General features: G+C 72.8%; 12 protein-coding genes and 2 pseudogenes. 6 read left to right on the top strand and 8 right to left on the bottom strand.

The features are described from left to right. Nucleotides 1–93: 93 nt before the first annotated feature. Genes M446_RS07980 through M446_RS07960 form a run of 5 tightly spaced genes read right to left on the bottom strand, consistent with a single transcriptional unit; the run spans nt 94 to nt 5,708 of the window. On the bottom strand, nt 94–1,098 hold the full coding sequence (locus tag M446_RS07980) for a peptide ABC transporter ATP-binding protein (RefSeq protein WP_012331598.1): 1,005 nt from the start codon (nt 1,096–1,098) through the stop codon (nt 94–96). After that, complete coding sequence (locus tag M446_RS07975; protein ID WP_012331597.1) at nt 1,095–2,117, bottom strand: ABC transporter ATP-binding protein; 1,023 nt, start codon at nt 2,115–2,117, stop codon at nt 1,095–1,097. The genes M446_RS07980 and M446_RS07975 overlap by 4 nt, the downstream gene beginning before the upstream one ends. Nucleotides 2,118–2,121: 4 nt before the next feature. Continuing rightward, complete coding sequence (locus tag M446_RS07970; protein WP_012331596.1) at nt 2,122–3,033, bottom strand: ABC transporter permease subunit; 912 nt, start codon at nt 3,031–3,033, stop codon at nt 2,122–2,124. A gap of 20 nt (nt 3,034–3,053) precedes the next feature. Next, nucleotides 3,054–4,064, bottom strand: a complete 1,011-nt coding sequence (locus tag M446_RS07965; protein WP_012331595.1) for an ABC transporter permease subunit — start codon at nt 4,062–4,064, stop codon at nt 3,054–3,056. A 45-nt stretch (nt 4,065–4,109) separates the two neighbouring features. Beyond that, on the bottom strand, nt 4,110–5,708 hold the full coding sequence (locus tag M446_RS07960) for an ABC transporter substrate-binding protein (protein ID WP_012331594.1): 1,599 nt from the start codon (nt 5,706–5,708) through the stop codon (nt 4,110–4,112). A 281-nt stretch (nt 5,709–5,989) separates the two neighbouring features. Between M446_RS07960 and ligA the strand changes: the two genes are divergently transcribed. From ligA to M446_RS07930, 6 genes and pseudogenes are all read left to right on the top strand, one after another. Further along, entirely contained in the window at nt 5,990–8,473 is a 2,484-nt protein-coding gene (ligA, locus tag M446_RS07955) for an NAD-dependent DNA ligase LigA (protein ID WP_012331593.1), read from the top strand. 32 nt (nt 8,474–8,505) lie between these two features. Further along, nucleotides 8,506–9,039: pseudogene (locus M446_RS07950) on the top strand (3'-5' exonuclease); the annotation flags it as partial. Nucleotides 9,040–9,214: 175 nt separating this feature from the next. Next, nucleotides 9,215–10,303, top strand: coding sequence for a catalase family protein (locus M446_RS07945; protein WP_012331591.1), 1,089 nt, complete (start codon nt 9,215–9,217; stop codon nt 10,301–10,303). Between the two features lie 136 nt (nt 10,304–10,439). Further along, nucleotides 10,440–10,837, top strand: a pseudogene (locus M446_RS07940) (MAPEG family protein). 188 nt (nt 10,838–11,025) lie between these two features. Then, nucleotides 11,026–12,408 (top strand): UDP-N-acetylmuramoyl-L-alanine--D-glutamate ligase, encoded by a 1,383-nt coding sequence (gene murD / locus M446_RS07935; RefSeq protein ID WP_012331589.1) that lies wholly within the window; start codon nt 11,026–11,028, stop codon nt 12,406–12,408. 239 nt (nt 12,409–12,647) lie between these two features. Beyond that, entirely contained in the window at nt 12,648–13,373 is a 726-nt protein-coding gene (locus tag M446_RS07930) for an endonuclease/exonuclease/phosphatase family protein (protein ID WP_018262038.1), read from the top strand. Here the strand turns inward: M446_RS07930 and M446_RS07925 are convergent. The 3 genes from M446_RS07925 to M446_RS07915 all read right to left on the bottom strand — a co-directional run bounded on the left by M446_RS07925 (nt 13,306) and on the right by M446_RS07915 (nt 17,806). Then, a complete protein-coding gene (locus M446_RS07925) occupies nt 13,306–14,742 on the bottom strand; it encodes a phospholipase D-like domain-containing protein (protein WP_020493664.1) in 1,437 nt (478 codons plus the stop codon). The two genes, M446_RS07930 and M446_RS07925, sit on opposite strands and share 68 nt — an antisense overlap. Nucleotides 14,743–14,977: 235 nt before the next feature. Beyond that, on the bottom strand, nt 14,978–16,264 hold the full coding sequence (locus M446_RS07920; protein ID WP_012331586.1) for a PQQ-dependent sugar dehydrogenase: 1,287 nt from the start codon (nt 16,262–16,264) through the stop codon (nt 14,978–14,980). A gap of 99 nt (nt 16,265–16,363) precedes the next feature. Then, complete coding sequence (locus M446_RS07915) at nt 16,364–17,806, bottom strand: amidase (protein ID WP_012331585.1); 1,443 nt, start codon at nt 17,804–17,806, stop codon at nt 16,364–16,366. Nucleotides 17,807–18,101: the final 295 nt, after the last annotated feature.

Here is an 18,101-nt window from a genome sequence, read left to right as displayed (position 1 = left end):
ATCCCGGATCACGCGCCTGCGCGGCGCCTGAGCGAGGACGACATCCGCATGGCGAAAGCCATCAACCGGATGTCGGATGAGGCGCCGCGCGGCTCAGGCGGCCGGGGCCTCGGCCAGGAACGTCTCGGCGTAGTGGCAGGCGACGCGCCGGCCGCCGACCGGACGCAGGGGCGGGCGCTCCGCCCGGCACAGGTCGGTGGCGTGCGGGCAGCGGGTGGAGAACACGCAGCCCCGCGGCGGGTCGAGGGGCGAGGGCAGCTCGCCCCGCAGCAGGACGCGCCGGCGCGCCGCGCCGGCGGCGCCGGGTGCCCCCGCGAGGCCCGGCGTCGCCCCGAGCAGGGCCTGCGTGTAGGGGTGGAGCGGCGCGGCGTAGATCCGCTCCTTCTCGCCCTGCTCCATGACGAGGCCGAGATACATCACCATCACGTCGTGGGCGATGTGGCGCACCACGCCGAGGTCGTGCGAGATGAACAGGTAGGCGAGGCCGAGCTCCCGCTGCAGGTCGGCGAGCAGGTTCAGCACCTGGGCCTGGATCGACACGTCGAGGGCGGAGACCGGCTCGTCCGCCACGACGAGCCTGGGGTTTAGCATCAGGGCGCGCGCGATGGCGATGCGCTGGCGCTGGCCGCCCGAGAACATGTGCGGGTAGCGCCCGTAATGCTCCGGGCGCAGGCCGACCTTGGTCAGCATGGCGCGGGCCCGGGCGGTGCGCTCCGCCCGCGGCAGGTCGGTGTTGATGGCGAGCGGCTCCTCCAGGATGGTGCCGACCTTGCGGCGCGGGTTGAGCGAGCCGTAGGGGTTCTGGAAGACGAGCTGGACGCTGCGGCGCAGGCGCGACCGCGCCTCCGGCGGCGGCGCGACGGCGTCGATCCCGTCGAGGGTGAGGGCGCCGGCGGTGGGCGGCTCGATCAGCGTCACCATCCGGGCGAGGGTGGACTTGCCGCAGCCCGATTCGCCCACCACCGCGAGCGTGCGCCCGGGCTCGACCGTGAAGGAGATGCCGCCCACCGCCTGGAGCCGGGCGGGCGCCCGGAACAGGCCGCGGCGGATCTCGTAGATCTGGGTGAGGTCCCTCGCCTCGACGACGGGGGCGCTCACGAGGCGGCCCCCGCGGTGGCGCCGACCGGCCCGTCCGCGGCGATGCGGTCCGCGCGCCCGGGATCGCCCAGGGGGTAGTGGCAGCGCACCCGCCCCGCACCGACGTCGCGCAGATCGGGGCGGACCCGCCGCGAATGCTCGGTCGCGAAGGCGCAGCGGGGGGAGAACAGGCAGCCGGCGGGCCGGTCGTGCAGCCCCGGCACCACGCCCGGGATCGTGGCGAGCCGCCCGCCCTCGCTGCGCTCGGGCAGCGCCGCCAGCAGGGCCGCCGTGTAGGGGTGCTGGGGGGCGGAGAACAGCGTCTCGGCCCGCTGCTCCTCCATCACCTGCCCGGCATACATCACCATCACGCGCTGCGCCGTCTCGGCGACGACGCCCATGTTGTGGGTGATGAGGACGAGCGCCATGCCGCGCTCCCTCTGCAGGGTGAGCAGCAGGTCGAGGATCTGGGCCTGGATGGTGACGTCGAGGGCGGTGGTCGGCTCGTCGGCGATCAGGAGCTTCGGGTTGCAGGCGATCGCCATGGCGATCATCACCCGCTGGTTCATGCCCCCCGAGAGCTGGTGGGGATAGGCGTCGAGCCGGCTGCCCGGGGCCGGGATGCCGACCTGTCCCAGCAGCTCCGCCGCCCGGTCGCGGGCGGCGCGCCGGCCCAGCCCCTCGTGCAGGCGCAGGGTCTCGGCGAGCTGGAACCCGATCGTGAAGCAGGGGTTCAGGCTCGTCGTCGGCTCCTGGAAGATCATCGCGACGTCCTTGCCGGTGAGCTTCCGGCGCTCGCGGGACGAGAGGCCGAGGAGGTCGCGGCCCTCGAAGCGCAGGGCGTCGGCGCGGACCCGGCCCGGATAGCCGACGAGGCCCATCAGCGCCAGCATGGTCACGCTCTTGCCGGAGCCCGACTCGCCGACGACGCCCAGCACCTCGCCCTGGTCGAGGCGCAGCGAGACGCCCTCGACGGCGCGCATCACGCCGCCCGCGCTGGGGAACTCGACGGTGAGGTTGTCGATCTCGAGCAGGGACACGGGCCTACCGTTTCAGCTTGGGGTCGAGGGCGTCGCGCAGCCCGTCCCCCAGGAGGTTGAAGGCCAGCACGGTGATCAGGATCATCAGCCCCGGGAAGGTGACGACCCACCACGCGCGCAGGACGAATTCGCGGGCATCGGCCAGCATCGTGCCCCATTCGGGCGACGGGGGCTGGGCGCCGAGGCCGAGGAAGCCGAGCGCCGCCGCGTCGAGGATCGCGGTCGAGATGCCGAGCGAGGCCTGCACGATGAGCGGCGCGGCGCAGTTCGGCAGGATCTCGCGGAGCATCACCCGCAGCGTGCCGGCCCCGCTGACCTTCGCGGCGGTGACGTAGTCGCGCGAGGCCTCCGCCAGCACCGCCGCGCGGGCGATGCGCACGTAGTGCGGCAGGACCACCACGGCGACCGCCAGCATCGCGTTCATCAGGCCGGGGCCCAGGATCGCCACGATGACGATGGCGAGCAGCAGGCTCGGCAGGGTCAGGATGATGTCCATCACCCGCATGATCGCGATGTCGACGATGCCGCGGAAATAGCCCGCCGCGAGGCCGAGCGCGGTGCCGACCAGGATCGAGAGCCCCACCACCGCGATGCCGATGGCCAGCGACAGCCGCGCCCCGTGGATGAGCCGCGAGAGAATGTCCCGCCCGATCGCGTCCGTGCCGAGCGGGTAGGCGAGCGAGCCCCCCTGCTGCCAGAAGGGGGGCTTGAGGAACATCGCGTTGTCGGTGAGCGTCGGCGAATGCGGCGCCACCACGTCGGCGAGCGCGGCGAGCAGCAGCACCGCCACGATCACCGCGAGCCCGATCACCGCCCCGGTATTGGCCCGGAACGCGGTCCAGAATTCCCGCAGGGGATGCGGCGGCGCGCCGCTCGGCGCCGCGGCGGCGGGGGTCTCCATCACCTCGACGCTCATCGGCGCTCCTCCAGGATCCGTCATCGGGTGTGCCGGATGCGGGGGTTGATCACCCCGTAGGCGAGGTCGACGAGGAGGTTCACGGTCATCACGACCGCCCCGATCAGCAGGATCCCGCCCTGCAGCACCGGGTAGTCGCGCCGCCCGATCGCCTCGATCAGCCACTTGCCGATCCCCGGCCAGGAGAAGATGGTCTCGGTGAGGATCGCGCCGGTGAACAGCACCCCGACCTGCAGGCCGATCACGGTGACGACCGGGATCAGCGCGTTGCGCAGCGCGTGCAGCCCCACCACCCGCAGGGAGGACAGCCCCTTGGCGCGGGCGGTGCGGATGTAGTCCTCGCCCAGCACCTCCAGCATGGCCGAGCGGGTCATGCGGGCGATGACGGCGAGCGGCACCGTGCCGAGCACCACCGTCGGCAGCACGAGGTGGGCGAGCGCCGATCCGAACGCGCCCCTGTCGTCCGAGAGCAGGCTGTCGACGAGCAGGAAGCCCGTCACCGGCTCGACGTAGTACTGCACGGCGATGCGGCCCGAGACCGGGGTGAGGTCGAACTGCACCGAGAACAGCAGGATGAGGAGCAGCCCCCACCAGAAGATCGGCATCGAGTAGCCGGCGAGCGACAGCCCCATCAGGCCGTGGTCGAAGATCGAGTTGCGCTTGACCGCCGCCAGGATGCCGGCCGGGACCCCGAGCAGGATCGCGAACGCGATGGCGCAGAGGGCGAGTTCGACGGTGGCCGGAAACAGGCTGGCGAATTCGGTGATCACGCTCTCCTGCGTGATCATCGACTTGCCGAGGTCGCCGTGGAGCAGGCGCCCGAGATAGATGCCGTACTGGACGAGGACCGGCCGGTCGAGGCCGAGTTCGTGGCGCAGGGCCTCGTGGCGGGCGGGGTCGATGCCCCGCTCGCCCGCCATGGTCTCGATCGGGTCGCCCGGCACGAGACGGATCAGGAAGAAGGCCACGAGCGTGATGCCGATGAAGGTCGGCACGATCAGGCCCAGGCGGGTGAGGAGGAAGCGCAGCATCGGCGCGGCGCGCGGCGGGCGGCGCCAGGGGCGCCGCCCGTCGGCTCAGCCCTTGATGTCCACGCCGTAGAAGACGTGGCGGCTGAAGGGCGAGAGCTTGAAGTCGATCACCTCCTTGCGCACCGGCTTCAGCTGCACCGCGTGCGCGATGGTGAACCAGGGCGCCTCCTCCTTGAACCGGACCTGCGCCTGCTCGTAGAGCTTGGTGCGCTCGGCCTGGTCGGTCAGGGTCTTGGCCCTGACCACGATGTCGTCGAAGGTCTTGTCGCACCACTTCGACGTGTTGCCGCCGTTGTTCTTGGCGGCGTCGCAGCCGAGCAGCGTGTGCAGGAAGTTGTCCGGGTCGCCGTTGTCGCCGGTCCAGCCGAGCATGCCGGTCTGGTGCTCGCCCGCCTGCATGCGTTTGCGGTACTCGCCCCACTCGTAGGACTTGATCTCCGCCTTCACGCCGACCTTGGCAAGGTCGGCCTGCATGAGTTCGGCGATGCGTCGGGCGTTCGGGTTGTAGGGCCGCTGCACCGGCATCGCCCAGATGTCGGTCTCGAGACCGTTCGGGAAGCCCGCCTCGGCGAGCAGCTTCCGCGCCGCCTCCGGATCGTAGGGGTCGTCCTTGACGTCCTTGTTGTAGGACCACATCGAGGGCGGGATCGGGTTCACGGCCGCGATCCCGGTCGAGAGGTAGACCGCGTCGATGATGGCCTTCTTGTTGATGGCCATGTTGAAGGCCTTGCGCACGCGCACGTCGTCGAACGGCTTGCGGGTGACGTTGTAGGACAGGTAGCCGATGTTCAGCCCCGGCTGCTCCAGCACCTGCACGGCCGGGTCCTTGCGGATGGCGTCGAGGTCGGCCGGGTTCGGGTAGGGCATCACGTGGCACTCGCCCTTCTGCAGCTTGGCCCAGCGGACCGAGGCGTCGGGCGTGATGGCGAACACGAGGTCGTCGATCTTGGCCTTGCCGCCCCAGTACTCGGGGAAGGCCTTGTAGCGGATGATCGCGTCCTTCTGGTACTGGACGAGGTAGAACGGCCCGGTGCCGATCGGCGACTGATCGATCTTCTCAGGCGTGCCGGCCTTCAGCATGGCGTCGGCGTATTCCTTCGACTGGATCGCCGCGTACGACATGGCGAGGTCGGACAGGAACGGCGCCTCGGGCCGGGTGAGGGTGATGCGCACCGTGTGATCGTCGACCTTCTCGACCGATTTCAGCAGCTTCGCCAGTCCCATATCGTTGAAATAGGAGTGGTTCGAGCTGGTCACCTTGTAGAAGGGATGATCCTCCTTCCATTGCCGCTCGATCGAGAACATGATGTCGTCCGCGTTGAAGTCGCGGCTCGGCTTGAAGGCGCGGTTGGTGTTGTGCCACTTGACGCCCTTGCGCAGGTGGAAGGTGTAGACGGTGCCGTCCGGCGAGACGTCCCAGCTCTCGGCGAGTCCGGGCACGACCTTGGTCCCGCCGCGCTCGAATTCGACGACGTTGTTGTAGATCTGGGCGTTGGCGTCGAAGGTGGTGCCCGTGGTGTTGACCGCGGGGTAGAAGTTCTCCGGCGAGCCTTCCGAGCAGTAGACCAGGGTCTTGGCCTGGAGCGGGCTGGCGGCGAGCAGGGCCGCACCGGCGAGGGCGGCGAGCAGGGGCTTGGCGGTCACGGACGTGGTCTCTTTCCTGGATCGAGAACGAGGGTAGCGCGCCCGGTCAGGAGAGCAACCGGCATGCCGCATCGGTTTCGGGCGCGAGGCCCCGCGAACATTGATAAAGGCCGCGGGCGCCCACGGGGTGGGGGTGGATCGGCCGGTCGATGGGGCGGCCACGGAGTACGATCCGGCGCCGGCGCCCTGCCCTGCCCTGCCCTGCCCTGCCCCTGGGCGTTAACCGGAGCAGCGCTAGACTCCGCCCAGCCTCCGCCCAGCCCCATCGACCCCGGTTGCTCATGGCCGCACAGACGACCCGCCCCGTCGAAGAGATCACCGCCGAGGAGGCGCGCGCGGCGCACGAGGCGCTCTCCGCCGAGATCGCCGAGCACGACCGCCGCTACCACGGCGAGGACGCGCCGATCATCTCGGACGCCGCGTACGATTCCCTGCGCCGCCGCCTGGAGGCGATCGAGGAGCGCTTCCCCGACCTCGCCGGCACGGGCGCGGCCTCGGCCAGCGTCGGCGCCAAGGCCTCCGACAAGTTCGCCAAGGTCCGCCACGCCGTGCCGATGCTCTCCCTCGGCAACGCCTTCGCGGACGAGGAGATCGAGGAGTTCGTGGAGCGCGTGCGCCGCTTCCTCGGCCTGCCCGCCTCCGAGTCCCTCGCGGTCACGGCCGAGCCGAAGATCGACGGGCTCTCCCTGTCCCTGCGCTACGAGGGCGGGCGCCTCGTCACGGCGGCCACCCGCGGCGACGGCGAGGTCGGCGAGGACGTCACCGCCAACGTCCGCACCATCCGCGAGGTCCCGGAGAGGCTCGCCGGCCCCGACGTGCCGGAGATCTGCGAGGTGCGCGGCGAGGTCTACCTCTCGCACGCGGATTTCGCCGCCATCAACGCGCGCCAGGAGGAGGCGGGCAAGCCGCTCTTCGCCAACCCGCGCAACGCCGCGGCGGGGTCGCTGCGCCAGCTCGACCCGAGCATCACCGCCTCGCGGCCCCTGCGCTTCTTCGCCTACGCGGCGGGCGAGATGTCGACCTGGCCGGCCGAGACGCAGAGCGGGCTGATCGCGGCCTTCCGGCGCTTCGGCCTGCCGGTGAACCCGCGCACGACGCGCTGCACCTCGGTCGCCGAGATGCTCGCCCATTACCGCGCCATCGAGACCGAGCGGGCCGATCTCGGCTACGACATCGACGGCGTGGTCTACAAGGTCGATTCCTTCGCCCTCCAGCGCCGGCTCGGCTTCGTCGCGCGCGCGCCGCGCTGGGCGCTGGCCCACAAGTTCCCGGCCCAGCGCGCCGTCACCACCATCGAGGCGATCGAGATCAATGTCGGGCGCACGGGCTCGCTCAACCCGCTGGCGCGGCTCAGGCCGGTGACGGTCGGGGGCGTGGTGGTGTCGAACGCCACCCTCCACAACGAGGATTACGTGCGCGGCATCGACGCGGACGGGACCCCGATCCGCAGCGGCATCAACATCTGGGACGGGTTCGCGCTCAGGACCGACGTCGACCTGTCGCGGGGCTCGGACGTGCGGGTCGGCGACACCGTCGTGGTGCTGCGCGCGGGCGACGTCATCCCCAAGGTCGCCGACGTCGTCCTGGAGCGCCGCCCGGCGGACGCGGTCCCCTACCGCTTCCCGGAGATCTGCCCGGCCTGCGGCAGCCACGCCGTCCGCTCCTACAACCCGCGCACCGGCAAGCTCGATTCGGTGCGCCGCTGCACCGGCGGCCTGATCTGCCCGGCCCAGGGCCAGGAGCGGCTCAAGCACTTCGTCTCGCGCAACGCCCTCGACATCGAGGGCTTCGGCGAGACCTCCATCACCACCCTGTTCGAGGCCGGGCTGGTGCGCCAGCCCGCCGACCTGTTCCGGCTGGACTTCGCGCCGCTCAAGGCCGCGATCGTCGCCCGCCGCCAAGCCCTCTCGGCGGAGCGGGCCCTCGCCTCCGGCAAGGCGCCCGAGGCCCGCAAGACCAAGGCCAAGGCGAGCGAGGAGGACAAGGCGATCAGGAACCTGCTCGCCGCCGTGGAGGCCCGGCGGGTGGTTCCCCTCAACCGCTTCATCTTCGCGCTCGGCATCGAGCAGGTCGGCGAGGCGACCGCCAAGGCCCTCGCCAAGCACTTCCCCGACATGCCCGCCCTGATGGAGGGCGTGCGGGCGGCGGCCGCGCACCAGCCGGGGCCGGACTGGGTGGGGCTCGCCGCGCTCAACCGGGTCGGCCCGACGACGCGCGAGCGGCTTCTCGCCGCGGCGGAAGCCGGCGAGACCGACCTCCTCGCCGAGGGCACCGTGGCGCGGCTGAGCGCCGCCCAGAAGGAGGCGCTCCTCGAGGCCTATGGCAGCCCGGAGGGGGTGCGCGCGGCCGTGATGCGGGCCTGCCGCCAGCGCCCCGGCGACGCCTACCGCCACCTCGCGGACGACAGCGAGATCGGGGCGGTGACGACCGCCTCGCTGATCCAGTTCTTCTCGGAGGCGCACAACGTCGCGGCGGTCGAGGCGCTGCTCGCGCAGGTGCGGACCGAGCGCGCCGCCCCGCCCGCCGCGGCGGCGGCGTTCAGCGGCCGGACCGTGGTCTTCACCGGCAGCCTGGAGCGCATGACCCGCAGCGAGGCCAAGGCCACCGCCGAGCGCCTCGGCGCCAAGGTCTCGGGCTCGGTCTCGGCCAAGACCGACCTCGTGGTGGCGGGGCCGGGCGCCGGCACGAAGCTGAAGGACGCCGAGAAGCACGGCGTGCGCGTCATCTCGGAGGCCGAGTGGCTGGCGATGGTGGAGGCCGCCTGAAATCCGGCGGAATTCCTCGCCACCCGCCGCCGATGCGAACGCTTGCGATCGATTTCGAGACGGCGAACGAGCGCCGGGACAGCGCCTGCGCGGTGGGCCTCGCCTGGATCGAGGACGGGCGGGTCGTGCGCCGCGAGGCCCGCCTGATCCGGCCGCCCGACCTGCGCTTCTCGCCCTTCAACATCCGCGTCCACGGCATCCGGCCGGAGGACGTCGCGGACGCGAAGCCCTTCGGGGAGGCGATGGCGCCCTTCCTGCCGGAGATCGCCGGCGCCCTGGTCCTCGCCCACAACGCGAGCTTCGACGTCGGCGTGCTCTGCGCGGCGCTCGCCGCCTGCGGGCTGCCGCGGCCGCGCTTCACCTCCCTCTGCACGGTCCAGCTCGCCCGGCGGCAATGGCCCGGGGAGGCGCGCTACCGGCTCCCGATCCTGGCCGAGCGGCTCGGCATCCCGCTGCGCCACCACGATGCCGGCGAGGACGCCTTCGCCTGCGCGCAGATCGCCCTCGCGGCGATGCGCGAGGCCGGCGCGCCGGACCTCGCCACCCTCGCCCGCCGGACCGGGCTCGGACGGGACCGGCCCGGGGCCGCTTGACCGAGCGGCCGCCGGGATGATCTCTCGGGGAAGTGCGGGGCCTCTCGGGCAAGTGCGGGGCAGCGCTGCGGAACCGGGTCCGCGGCGCCGTGTTTGAGGCTCGTCGCCCCGCGACGCAACCCTCGCCTCGTTGTCGCGGAGGTCTCCGATGCCCGACCCGCTCCCCTACACGCCCGAGATCGAGGTGATCGGGCCCGACGAGGAGGCGGTCCAGGCCGGCATGATCGCGGCCTTCGCGCGCATCCAGGGCACGACGCTGGAGGATTACGGGCGGGCCGTGCGCGGGGTGCACGCCAAGTGCCACGGGCTGCTCACCGGCACCCTGGAGGTGCTGCCCGGGCTGCCGCCGGACCTGGCGCAGGGCGCCTTCGCGCGGCCCGGGACTCACGAGGCGGTGCTGCGCCTCTCGACCAATCCGGGCGACATCCTCGACGACAGCGTCTCGACCCCGCGCGGCCTCGCCCTGAAGATCCTGGAGGTGCCGGGCGAGCGCCTGCCGGGCGCCGAGGGGACGACGCAGGATTTCGTGCTGGCCGACGCGCCGGCCTTCGTGGCGCCGGACGCGGCCGCCTTCCTGGGCAGCCTCAAGCTCCTGGCCGCCACGACCGACACGCCGCAGATCTTCAAGAAAGCCTTCTCGGCCACGCTGCGGGGCGTCGAGACCGTGCTGGAGACTTTCGGCACCGGGAGCCCGACCGTGATTGCCCTCGGCGGCCATCCCGAGACGCACATCCTCGGCGAGACGTTCTACAGCCAGGCGCCCCTGCGCTGGGGCGATCACGTCGCCAAGGTCGCGGTGGCGCCCGCCTCGCCGGCCCTGCGGGCGCTCGCCGGCGCCTCCCTGTCCGTCACCGGCCGGCCCGACGGGCTGCGCGAGGCGGTCTCGGCCTTCTTCGAGGAGAACGAGGCGGTCTGGGAATTGCGGGCGCAGCTCTGGACGAACCGCGAGACGATGCCGATCGAGGACGCCTCCGTGCCCTGGCCGGAGGAGGAGAGCCCCTACCGGACCGTGGCGCGGATCACGGTGCCGCCCCAGGAGACCTGGAGTCCCGAGAAGGTGCGGGCGATCGAGGACGGTCTCGCCTTCAGCCCCTGGCATGGGATCGCGGCGCACCGGCCCCTCGGCTCCATCATGCGGGCGCGCCGCGCGGTCTACCCGCATTCCGCGCGCTTCCGCGCCGAGCACAATGGCTGCCCGATCCGCGAGCCCGACTCGCTCGCGCGGATGGGCCTCTGAGATGCTTTCCGGACGATCACGTCCGGACAGCGTCTGACACGCCCGCGCGGCGCCTGAGCGAAGCCCAAATCCGCATGGCCGAAAGGGGAGATGGCGAAGCCATCCGTCGTACGACCCCCCTTGCCCGGAGCACCGCATGATCTTCCCGGCCACCACGGCGGTCTACGCCGCCCTGCTGGCGCTGGCCTATCTGGGCCTCGCCGGATGGGTGATCGCGGGGCGCGTCGCCTCCGGGGTCCTGCACGGCGATGCGGGGAACGGGACGCTGCTGAGGCGCATCCGCGCGCACGCCAATTTCTCGGAATACGTGCCCCTCGCGCTCCTGCTGATCGGCCTCCTGGAGGCCGGGGGCGCCCGCCACGCCCTGGTGCAGGGGCTGCTGATCGTGCTCCTCGTCGCCCGGCTGCTGCATCCGGTCGGCATGCTCGCCCCGAAGAACTCGCCCCGCCAATTCGCCTGCCGGGGCGGGGAATCCTGGCGACGCTCGCGGTGATCGGGGTCGCCGCGCTGGCGCTGCTGGTGCGGGCGGCGTGAGCGGCGAACGGCCCCGCACCCGCCCGAGGCGCGCGAGCCCGGCCGCGTCCTCCCCGGAGCGGGACCCCGCGCGGAGCTGCACGAGGCGCGCCCGCTCGGGGTCCCGCTCCCGCATCATTTTTGCCGCCGGACCGGTGGCCAGTTCGGCGAATGATGCTTAGGGTCGCGCGGCTTCACCGAGGGGACCGATGACACCCAGCACCACCTTCGCCGGCCGCACACTCGCCCTGTTCGGCCTCGGAGGCTCGGGGCTCGCCACCGCGCTCAGCCTGCGGGCCGGCGGCGCCGCGGTGATCGCCTGCGACGACAACCCGGAGCGGATGGCGGAAGCGGCCGCGCAGGGCATTGCCACGGCCGACCTGCGCGAGGCCGCCTGGGCGGATTTCGCGGCCCTGCTCCTCGCCCCCGGCGTGCCCTTCACCCATCCCGAGCCGCACTGGACCGTCAAGCGCGCCGCCGAGGCCGGCGTGCCGGTGATCGGCGACATCGAATTGTTCTGCCGCGAGCGCGCCGCCAGCGCGCCCGACGCGCCCTTCGTCGCCATCACGGGCACCAACGGCAAGTCGACCACCACGGCGCTCATCGCGCACGTGCTGCGGGAGACCGGCCACGACGTCCAGATGGGCGGCAATATCGGCACCGCGATCCTCTCGCTCGCCCCCCCGTCCCGCGACCGGGTCCACGTGATCGAGATGTCGTCCTTCCAGATCGACCTGACGCCGACGCTCGCACCGAGCATCGGCGTGCTCCTCAACGTCACGCCCGACCACCTCGACCGCCACGGCACGATGGAGAACTACGCCGCCATCAAGGAGCGCCTGGTCGCGGGGGCCGACCACGCGGTGATCGGGGTCGACGACGACTACACCAGGGCCATCTCGGCGCGGCGCGACGGCCCGCTCACCCGGGTCCATGTCGGCGAGGGGGCTGAGGCGCCCGGCATCCTCGCCCGGCACGGCCTGCTCATCGACGGCACCGCCGAGCCCCCCGCCCCGGTCGCGGACCTCACCGGGATCGCCTCGCTGCGCGGCGCCCACAATTGGCAGAACGCGGCCGTCGCCTACGCGGTGGCGCGCGGGCTCGGCGTCGCGCCCGACGCCTTCGCGCGGGCGCTGCGCAGCTTCCCCGGCCTGCCCCACCGGATGGAGGAGGTCGGGCGGCGCGGGGGCGTGCTCTTCATCAACGACTCGAAGGCGACGAACGCCGACTCGACCGAGAAGGCGCTGGCCGCCTTCCCGCGGGTGCACTGGATCCTCGGCGGCAAGCCGAAGGAGGGCGGGATCGAGAGCCTGCGCGCCTATTTCCCCCGCATCGCGCGGGCCTACCTGATCGGCGCGGCGAGCGAGGCCTTCGCGGCGACCCTGGAGGGCCACGCGCCCGTCATCCGCTGCGGCACCCTCGACCGGGCGGTGGCGCGGGCGGCCGAGGACGCGGCCGGCGAGCCCGAGGCGGTGGTGCTGCTCTCGCCCGCCTGCGCCTCCTACGACCAGTTCCGCAGCTTCGAGGATCGCGGCGACCAGTTCCGGGCGATGGTGCGGGCCCTGCCGGGGCTGGTGCCCGCCGGGGGCTGAGCCCTGGGGGCTGAGCCCGGGGGCCGAGCCCGGGCGATGGCGGGGAGGGAACCGGTTCTCCCGGACGCTCCCCGGGTTCCGCCCGGCCCCCGCCCGGCGTAGGGTTCGCGGCGGTCCTGCGTCGCGCACAACGCTTCCGCCCCGATCCGCCATCGTGGTGGCGCATTTTCGGCCTGCATGGAGCCATGCCGACTCACCCCCATCTCCTGCCCGCGGGCGGGGCTCCGATCCAGGTCCCCATGGTCCGCCCGCCGCGCAAGATCATCAGCTGGAACCTGCTGCGGCGCACCGGCGCGACGGTCGAGGCGGTCGCCGCCCTGATCGCGCAGGAGAAGCCCGACCTTCTGCTGATGCAGGAGGCCACCGCCGAGATCACCGCGCTGCCGGAGCGCGTCGGCGGGTACTACGCCTGGGCGCCGCTGCCGCGGCGCATCCACGGGCTCGCGATGTGGAGCCCGGCCCCGTTCCCGGCGCCCCCGCGCAGCATCCCGATCCCGTCCGGGGCGCTGGTCGACCGGGTCGCGCAGGTGCTCGATTGCGGCGCCTTCGGCATCGCCAACGTGCATCTCTCGCACGGCCAGGTGCTGAACCGCCGCCAGCTGCGCCGCATCGAGCAGCACCTGCCGGCGCGGGCCGCGGTGCTCGGGGATTACAACCTCGTCGGCCCCGCCCTGCTGCCGGGCTTCCGGGACGTGGGGCCGCGCCACCCGACCCACGCGATGGTCGACCTCGTGCCGCTGCGCCTCGACCGCTGCCTCGTGCGCGGCCTCGTCTGCCGCCACCGGGCGGTGCTGCCGCGGGGCGCCTCGGACCACCGGCCGATCGTGGTCCATCTCGAGCCGGCGCCCCTGCCCTCCGGCCGCACCCGCATGGCGCATCTGCGCGAGCGGGTCGACCTCAGAGGTATGGCAGCAGCAATCGCACGCCGGCATCGCGCAGGCGCACCGGCATCCCCCGCGCCGTGAGCGCGTCGAGGGTCAGCGGCACCTGCATCTTGGCGGCGAGGAGCCGGTTCAGCTCCGCCGCGAAGGCCTCGTCGTAGAGCTCCACGTTGAGCTCGAAATTCAGCCGGAAGCTGCGCGTGTCCCAGTTGGCGCTGCCGACGAAGCACCACGCATCGTCCACCACCATCAGCTTCGAGTGGTCGAAGGGCGGCCGGTCGAGCCAGATCCGCACGCCGGAGCGCAGCAGCGGCGCCACGTGGGCGCGGGTCGCCCAATCGACCATGCGGTGGTTGCTCGCCTGCGGGATGATCACGTCGACCGCGATGCCCCGCATGGCGGCGAGGGCCAGCGAGGTGAGCAGGATCTCGCTCGGCAGGAAGTAGGGCGTGGCGAGCCGGATCGAGTGCCGCGCCACCGCCAGGGCCGCCAGCACCACGTACTCGATCTTCTCGATATCCGCGTCCGGCCCCGAGGTGACGACCCGGGCGGGCGTGTCGCCGGCCGGCGGGATCGCCGGGAACCATCCGGGCCCGTCGAGATCCTCCCCCGTCACGAAGGACCAGTCGCGGGCGAAGGCCTGGGCGAGCTGGCCGACCACCGGCCCTTCGAGGAGGAAATGCGTGTCGCGCACCGGCTCGGGCGGGTGGCGCGACACGAGGTTCTCGTCCCCGATATTGACCCCGCCGACGAAGCCGGTCCGCCCGTCGATCACCAGCAGCTTCTTGTGGGTGCGCAGGTTCAGGAACGGCATCCGCCACGGCACGGCCGAGTGCATGAACAGCCCGGCCGGGATGCCCTCCCGCCGCAGGCGCCGGTAGATGGCCGGGAAGAAGTAGCCGCTGCCGATGCCGTCCACCAGCACGCAGATCGCGACGCCCCGCGCCTTGGCCCGGGCGAGGGCCGCCACGAAGGCCTCCCCGCTCACGTCGTCGCGCATGATGTAGCTGGAGAGGCCGACGGTCTCCCGGGCGCCCTCGATCGCCGCCAGCATCGCCGGATAGGCCTCGTCCCCGTGGCGCAGCAGCGCGACGCGGTTGCCGCCGGTGAGCGGCAGGCCGGTGAGCCGGTCGCCGGCCTGCTCCAGCGGCAGGAACGGGCCGGGCACCGTGACGGGATCGGCCTGCGGCACCCCGGGCTTGCGCACCGGCAGCACCGGCAGGCGGCGGGCGCGGCGGGTCACCCGGTTGATCCCGAAGAGCGCGTAGAGGGCGCTGCCGGCCAGCGGCGAGAGCCAGGCGAGGCCGATCCAGCCGATCGCGGCGGCGACCTCGCGCTTGTTGAGGAGGGCGTGCAGGGTCACGGCGAGGGCCAGCACGAAGCCGAGGGCCGCCAGCCCCTCCACCCGGATCGCGCTCAGCAACCCGAACCACGCGCTCACCAGTTCCTGCACCTGACCACCCGCACGACGCCGACGCTCCCGTGCGGATAGGGGAAGAGGGCCGCTCTTTCCACCACCTCGCCACCACCTCGCCACCACCTCGGCGCGGCGCGCCGGGGCCGGCGCGCCGGGGCCGGCGCGCCGGCCGCGAGGAGGCGGCACGCCCGGCAGGTTCGCGCGGGACGATCCCGCCTCCCGGCGCGCCCTCCCCCGGAGACCGGGGCGGGACGCGCCGGGGCCGGCTGCCCTACTTCTCGTAGGAGATCCGGTAGATCGCGCCGGCCGTATCGTCCGAGACCAGGAGCGAGCCGTCCGGCAGCGTCGCGACGTCGACCGGGCGGCCGAGATACTCGCCGTTCTCGTTGAGCCAGCCCTCCGCGAAGGGCTCGGGCTTGCCCGCGCCGCCGTCCTTGTTGACCGGCACGAACATCACCCGGGCGCCGAGCGGCGTGGTGCGGTTCCACGAGCCGTGCTCGGCCGTGAAGATGCCGCCCCGGTACTTCTCGGGAAACATCTTGCCCCGGTAGACGATCATGCCGAGATCCGCCGCGTGCGGGGGCAGCTCCGCCTTCGGCGGGACCACGTCCGGCGGGACCGCGTCGTTCTTGTACTCGGCCGTGCGGACGGCGCCGCCGCCGTACCAGGGGAAGCCGAAATTCTGGCCGGGCTTCGTCGCCTGGTTCAGCTCTCCGGGCGGCTGGTCGTCGCCCATCCCGTCGACCTGGTTGTCGGTGAACCACAGCGTCTTGTCGGGGGCGAAGTCCATGCCGACCGAGTTGCGGATGCCGGTGGCGAAGACCTCGCGGTTCTTGCCGTCCGCGTCCATCCGGATGATGCCGCCGATGCCGGTCTTCGCGTAGAGCTCGGCCTTCTCCTTGGGCGGCACGTTGTAGGGCTGGCCGAGCGAGATATAGAGCTTGCCGTCCGGCCCGACGCGGCAGATCCGGGCGGTGTGGTTGTAGCTCTCCTCCGAGACCGGGATCAGCTCGCCCTGCTTGACCACCACGGCCGCCGCCACGTCCGGCCCCTCGTAGAAGAACTCGGCCGCCGGGAACGCCAGCACCCGGTTCTGCTCCACGACGGTGAGCACGCCGTCGCGCGAGAAGCAGACGCCGTTCGGGATCTTGAAGTCGATGCCGGGAGCGAAGACCTTGACCTCGTCCGCCACCCGGTCCTTGTCGCGGTCGGTCACGGTGTAGACCTTGGACTTGCGGGTGCCCACGAAGACCACCCCGGCATTCGGGCCGACCGCCATGGCGCGGGCATCCGGCACGATGGCGTAGAGGTCGATCTTGAAGCCGTCCGGCAGCTTGATCTTCTGCAGGGTCTTGGTGATGGCGTCGGCCTTGCGGCCGGTCTGGGGCACCGGCGGCGGCTCGGCCACGCCGGTGCTCTTGAAGCCCTGCAGCTTCTCCAGGTTGTCGACCTTGGCCTTCGTGTCGCCGGCCTCCTGGGCGAGGCTCACGGCGGCGAACGACGCACCCGCGGCCAGCGCCGCGCTCCCCAGGAGCGCAGCCTTCAGAACCGATCTCATGGTCTCCTCCCTCGCCCGCGGCCGATTCGATCGACCGCTCTTCGTTGGCGCAGGGAGTATGGGGCGCGCCGATGAGCCCGCAAGCGCAAGCGCGTGCGATCACAGGGCCGTGATCGCGGGGGCCTCCCGGTCGAAGCCGGTCGCGGCCTCGTAGGCGGCCGCGACGGCGAGCAGCCTCCCCTCGCCCCGGTGGGGGGCGATGAGCTGGAGGCCCATCGGCAGCCCCCCGGGGCCGCGGCCGGCCGGCAGGCTGATCGCCGGGCAGCCGCCCATCGTGGCCGGGATCGCGACCTCCATCCAGCGGTGATAGCTGTCCATGGGGCGCCCGGCGATCGCCCGCGGCCACATCTCCCCGATCGGGAAGGGGAAGACCTGCGCGGCGGGCAGCGCCAGCAGGTCGCACCGGGCGAACAGGTCGAGCAGGTGGGCGAACCAGCGGCTGCGCAGGGCGCTGGCGGCCTGCACCGCGTAGGCGTCGAGCCGCGCCCTCTCGTCGATCTCGAACAGCGCGTCGGGCTTCAGCGCCGCCCGCGCGGCGGGGTCGCGCGCGTGAGGGGCGAGCGCCGCCCCGGCCTGCCAGGCCCGCAGCACCCGCCAGGCCCGGAACACCGCCTCGGCGTCGAAGCCGAGCGCCAGGGGGGCGACCCGGGCCCCCTCCCCGGCGAAAACCGCGAGGGCGCGCTCGCAGAGGGCGAGGATGCCGGGCTCGACCGGCAGGTGGCCGCCGAGGTCGCCGAGCCAGCCGATCCGCAGGCCCGCGAGCGCGAGGGGCGCCGGCGCGGCGAAGGCGGAGGGATCCTCGGTCAGGCTGTGGGGCAGGCGCGGATCCGGGCCGGCGAGGACCGAGAGCAGCAGCCCGAGATCGGCGGTGCAGCGGGCCATCGGGCCCGCCACCGTGAGGTCGGGCAGGAAGACCTCGTCGGTGCGCATGGGCACCCGGCCGGGCGAGGGGCGCAGGCCCAGCACGCCGTTCCAGGCCGCCGGGTTGCGCAGCGAGCCGGCATGGTCGCTGCCGTCCGCGAGCGGCAGCATGCGCAGGGCGAGGGCGACCGCGGCGCCGCCGCTCGATCCGCCGGCGCTGCGGGCCGGGTCGTAGGCGTTGCGGGTGGCCCCGAAGACCGGGTTGACCGTGTGCGAGCCGAGGCCGAATTCCGGCACGTTGGTCTTGCCGATCAGGATCGCGCCGGCCTGCCGCAGCCGCGCCACGTGGGGCGCGTCCGCCTCGGCGACGCGGCCGGCGAAGAGGGGCGAGCCCTGCGTCCAGATCAGCCCCGCGGCCGGGGACGTGTCCTTCACCGCGTGCGGCAGCCCGTGGAGCGGCCCGCGCCAGCGCCCGGCGGCGAGGTCGCGGTCGGCGCAGGCGGCCTCCTCCAGCAGGATCTCGGGGTCGCGCAACCCCACGATGGCGTTCGCCGCCGGGTTCGCCCGCGCGATGCGGTCGAGATGGGCCCGCATCACCTCGCGGGCGGACACGGTGCGGTCGCGGATCGCCCGGGCGAGGTCGGTCGCGCGCGACGAGACGAGGTCGGGGGAGAGGGACATGGGCTCGGTCCTGGGACGTGCCAGCGGAGCACGGCGCCTCCCGGTCCGCAACCCTGTCCCCGGGCCATCACGGCCTCTCAGCAGAATTGCGCGGGGCAACTCTGCTCAACTCCTGGTCCGGAACCCTGTCTGGCGCCGACCCGGTGGTCACTTCGGCGAATGATGCTTGGTCTTGCATCAATCTTGCCGCCGAACCGGTGGCCCCTTCGGCGAATGATGCTTAGGCTGGGGGCGGGACGGCAACCCGACAGAGGCGCCGCCCGCGAGGAAATCCCGGCCCGGGACGGGCGGTCCC

Origin of the sequence: Methylobacterium sp. 4-46 (assembly GCF_000019365.1) — a bacterium.
Lineage (GTDB): Bacteria > Pseudomonadota > Alphaproteobacteria > Rhizobiales > Beijerinckiaceae > Methylobacterium.
The sequence above is the reverse complement of the archived record's forward strand: the minus strand, read 5'-3'. Positions and strand labels throughout refer to the sequence as shown.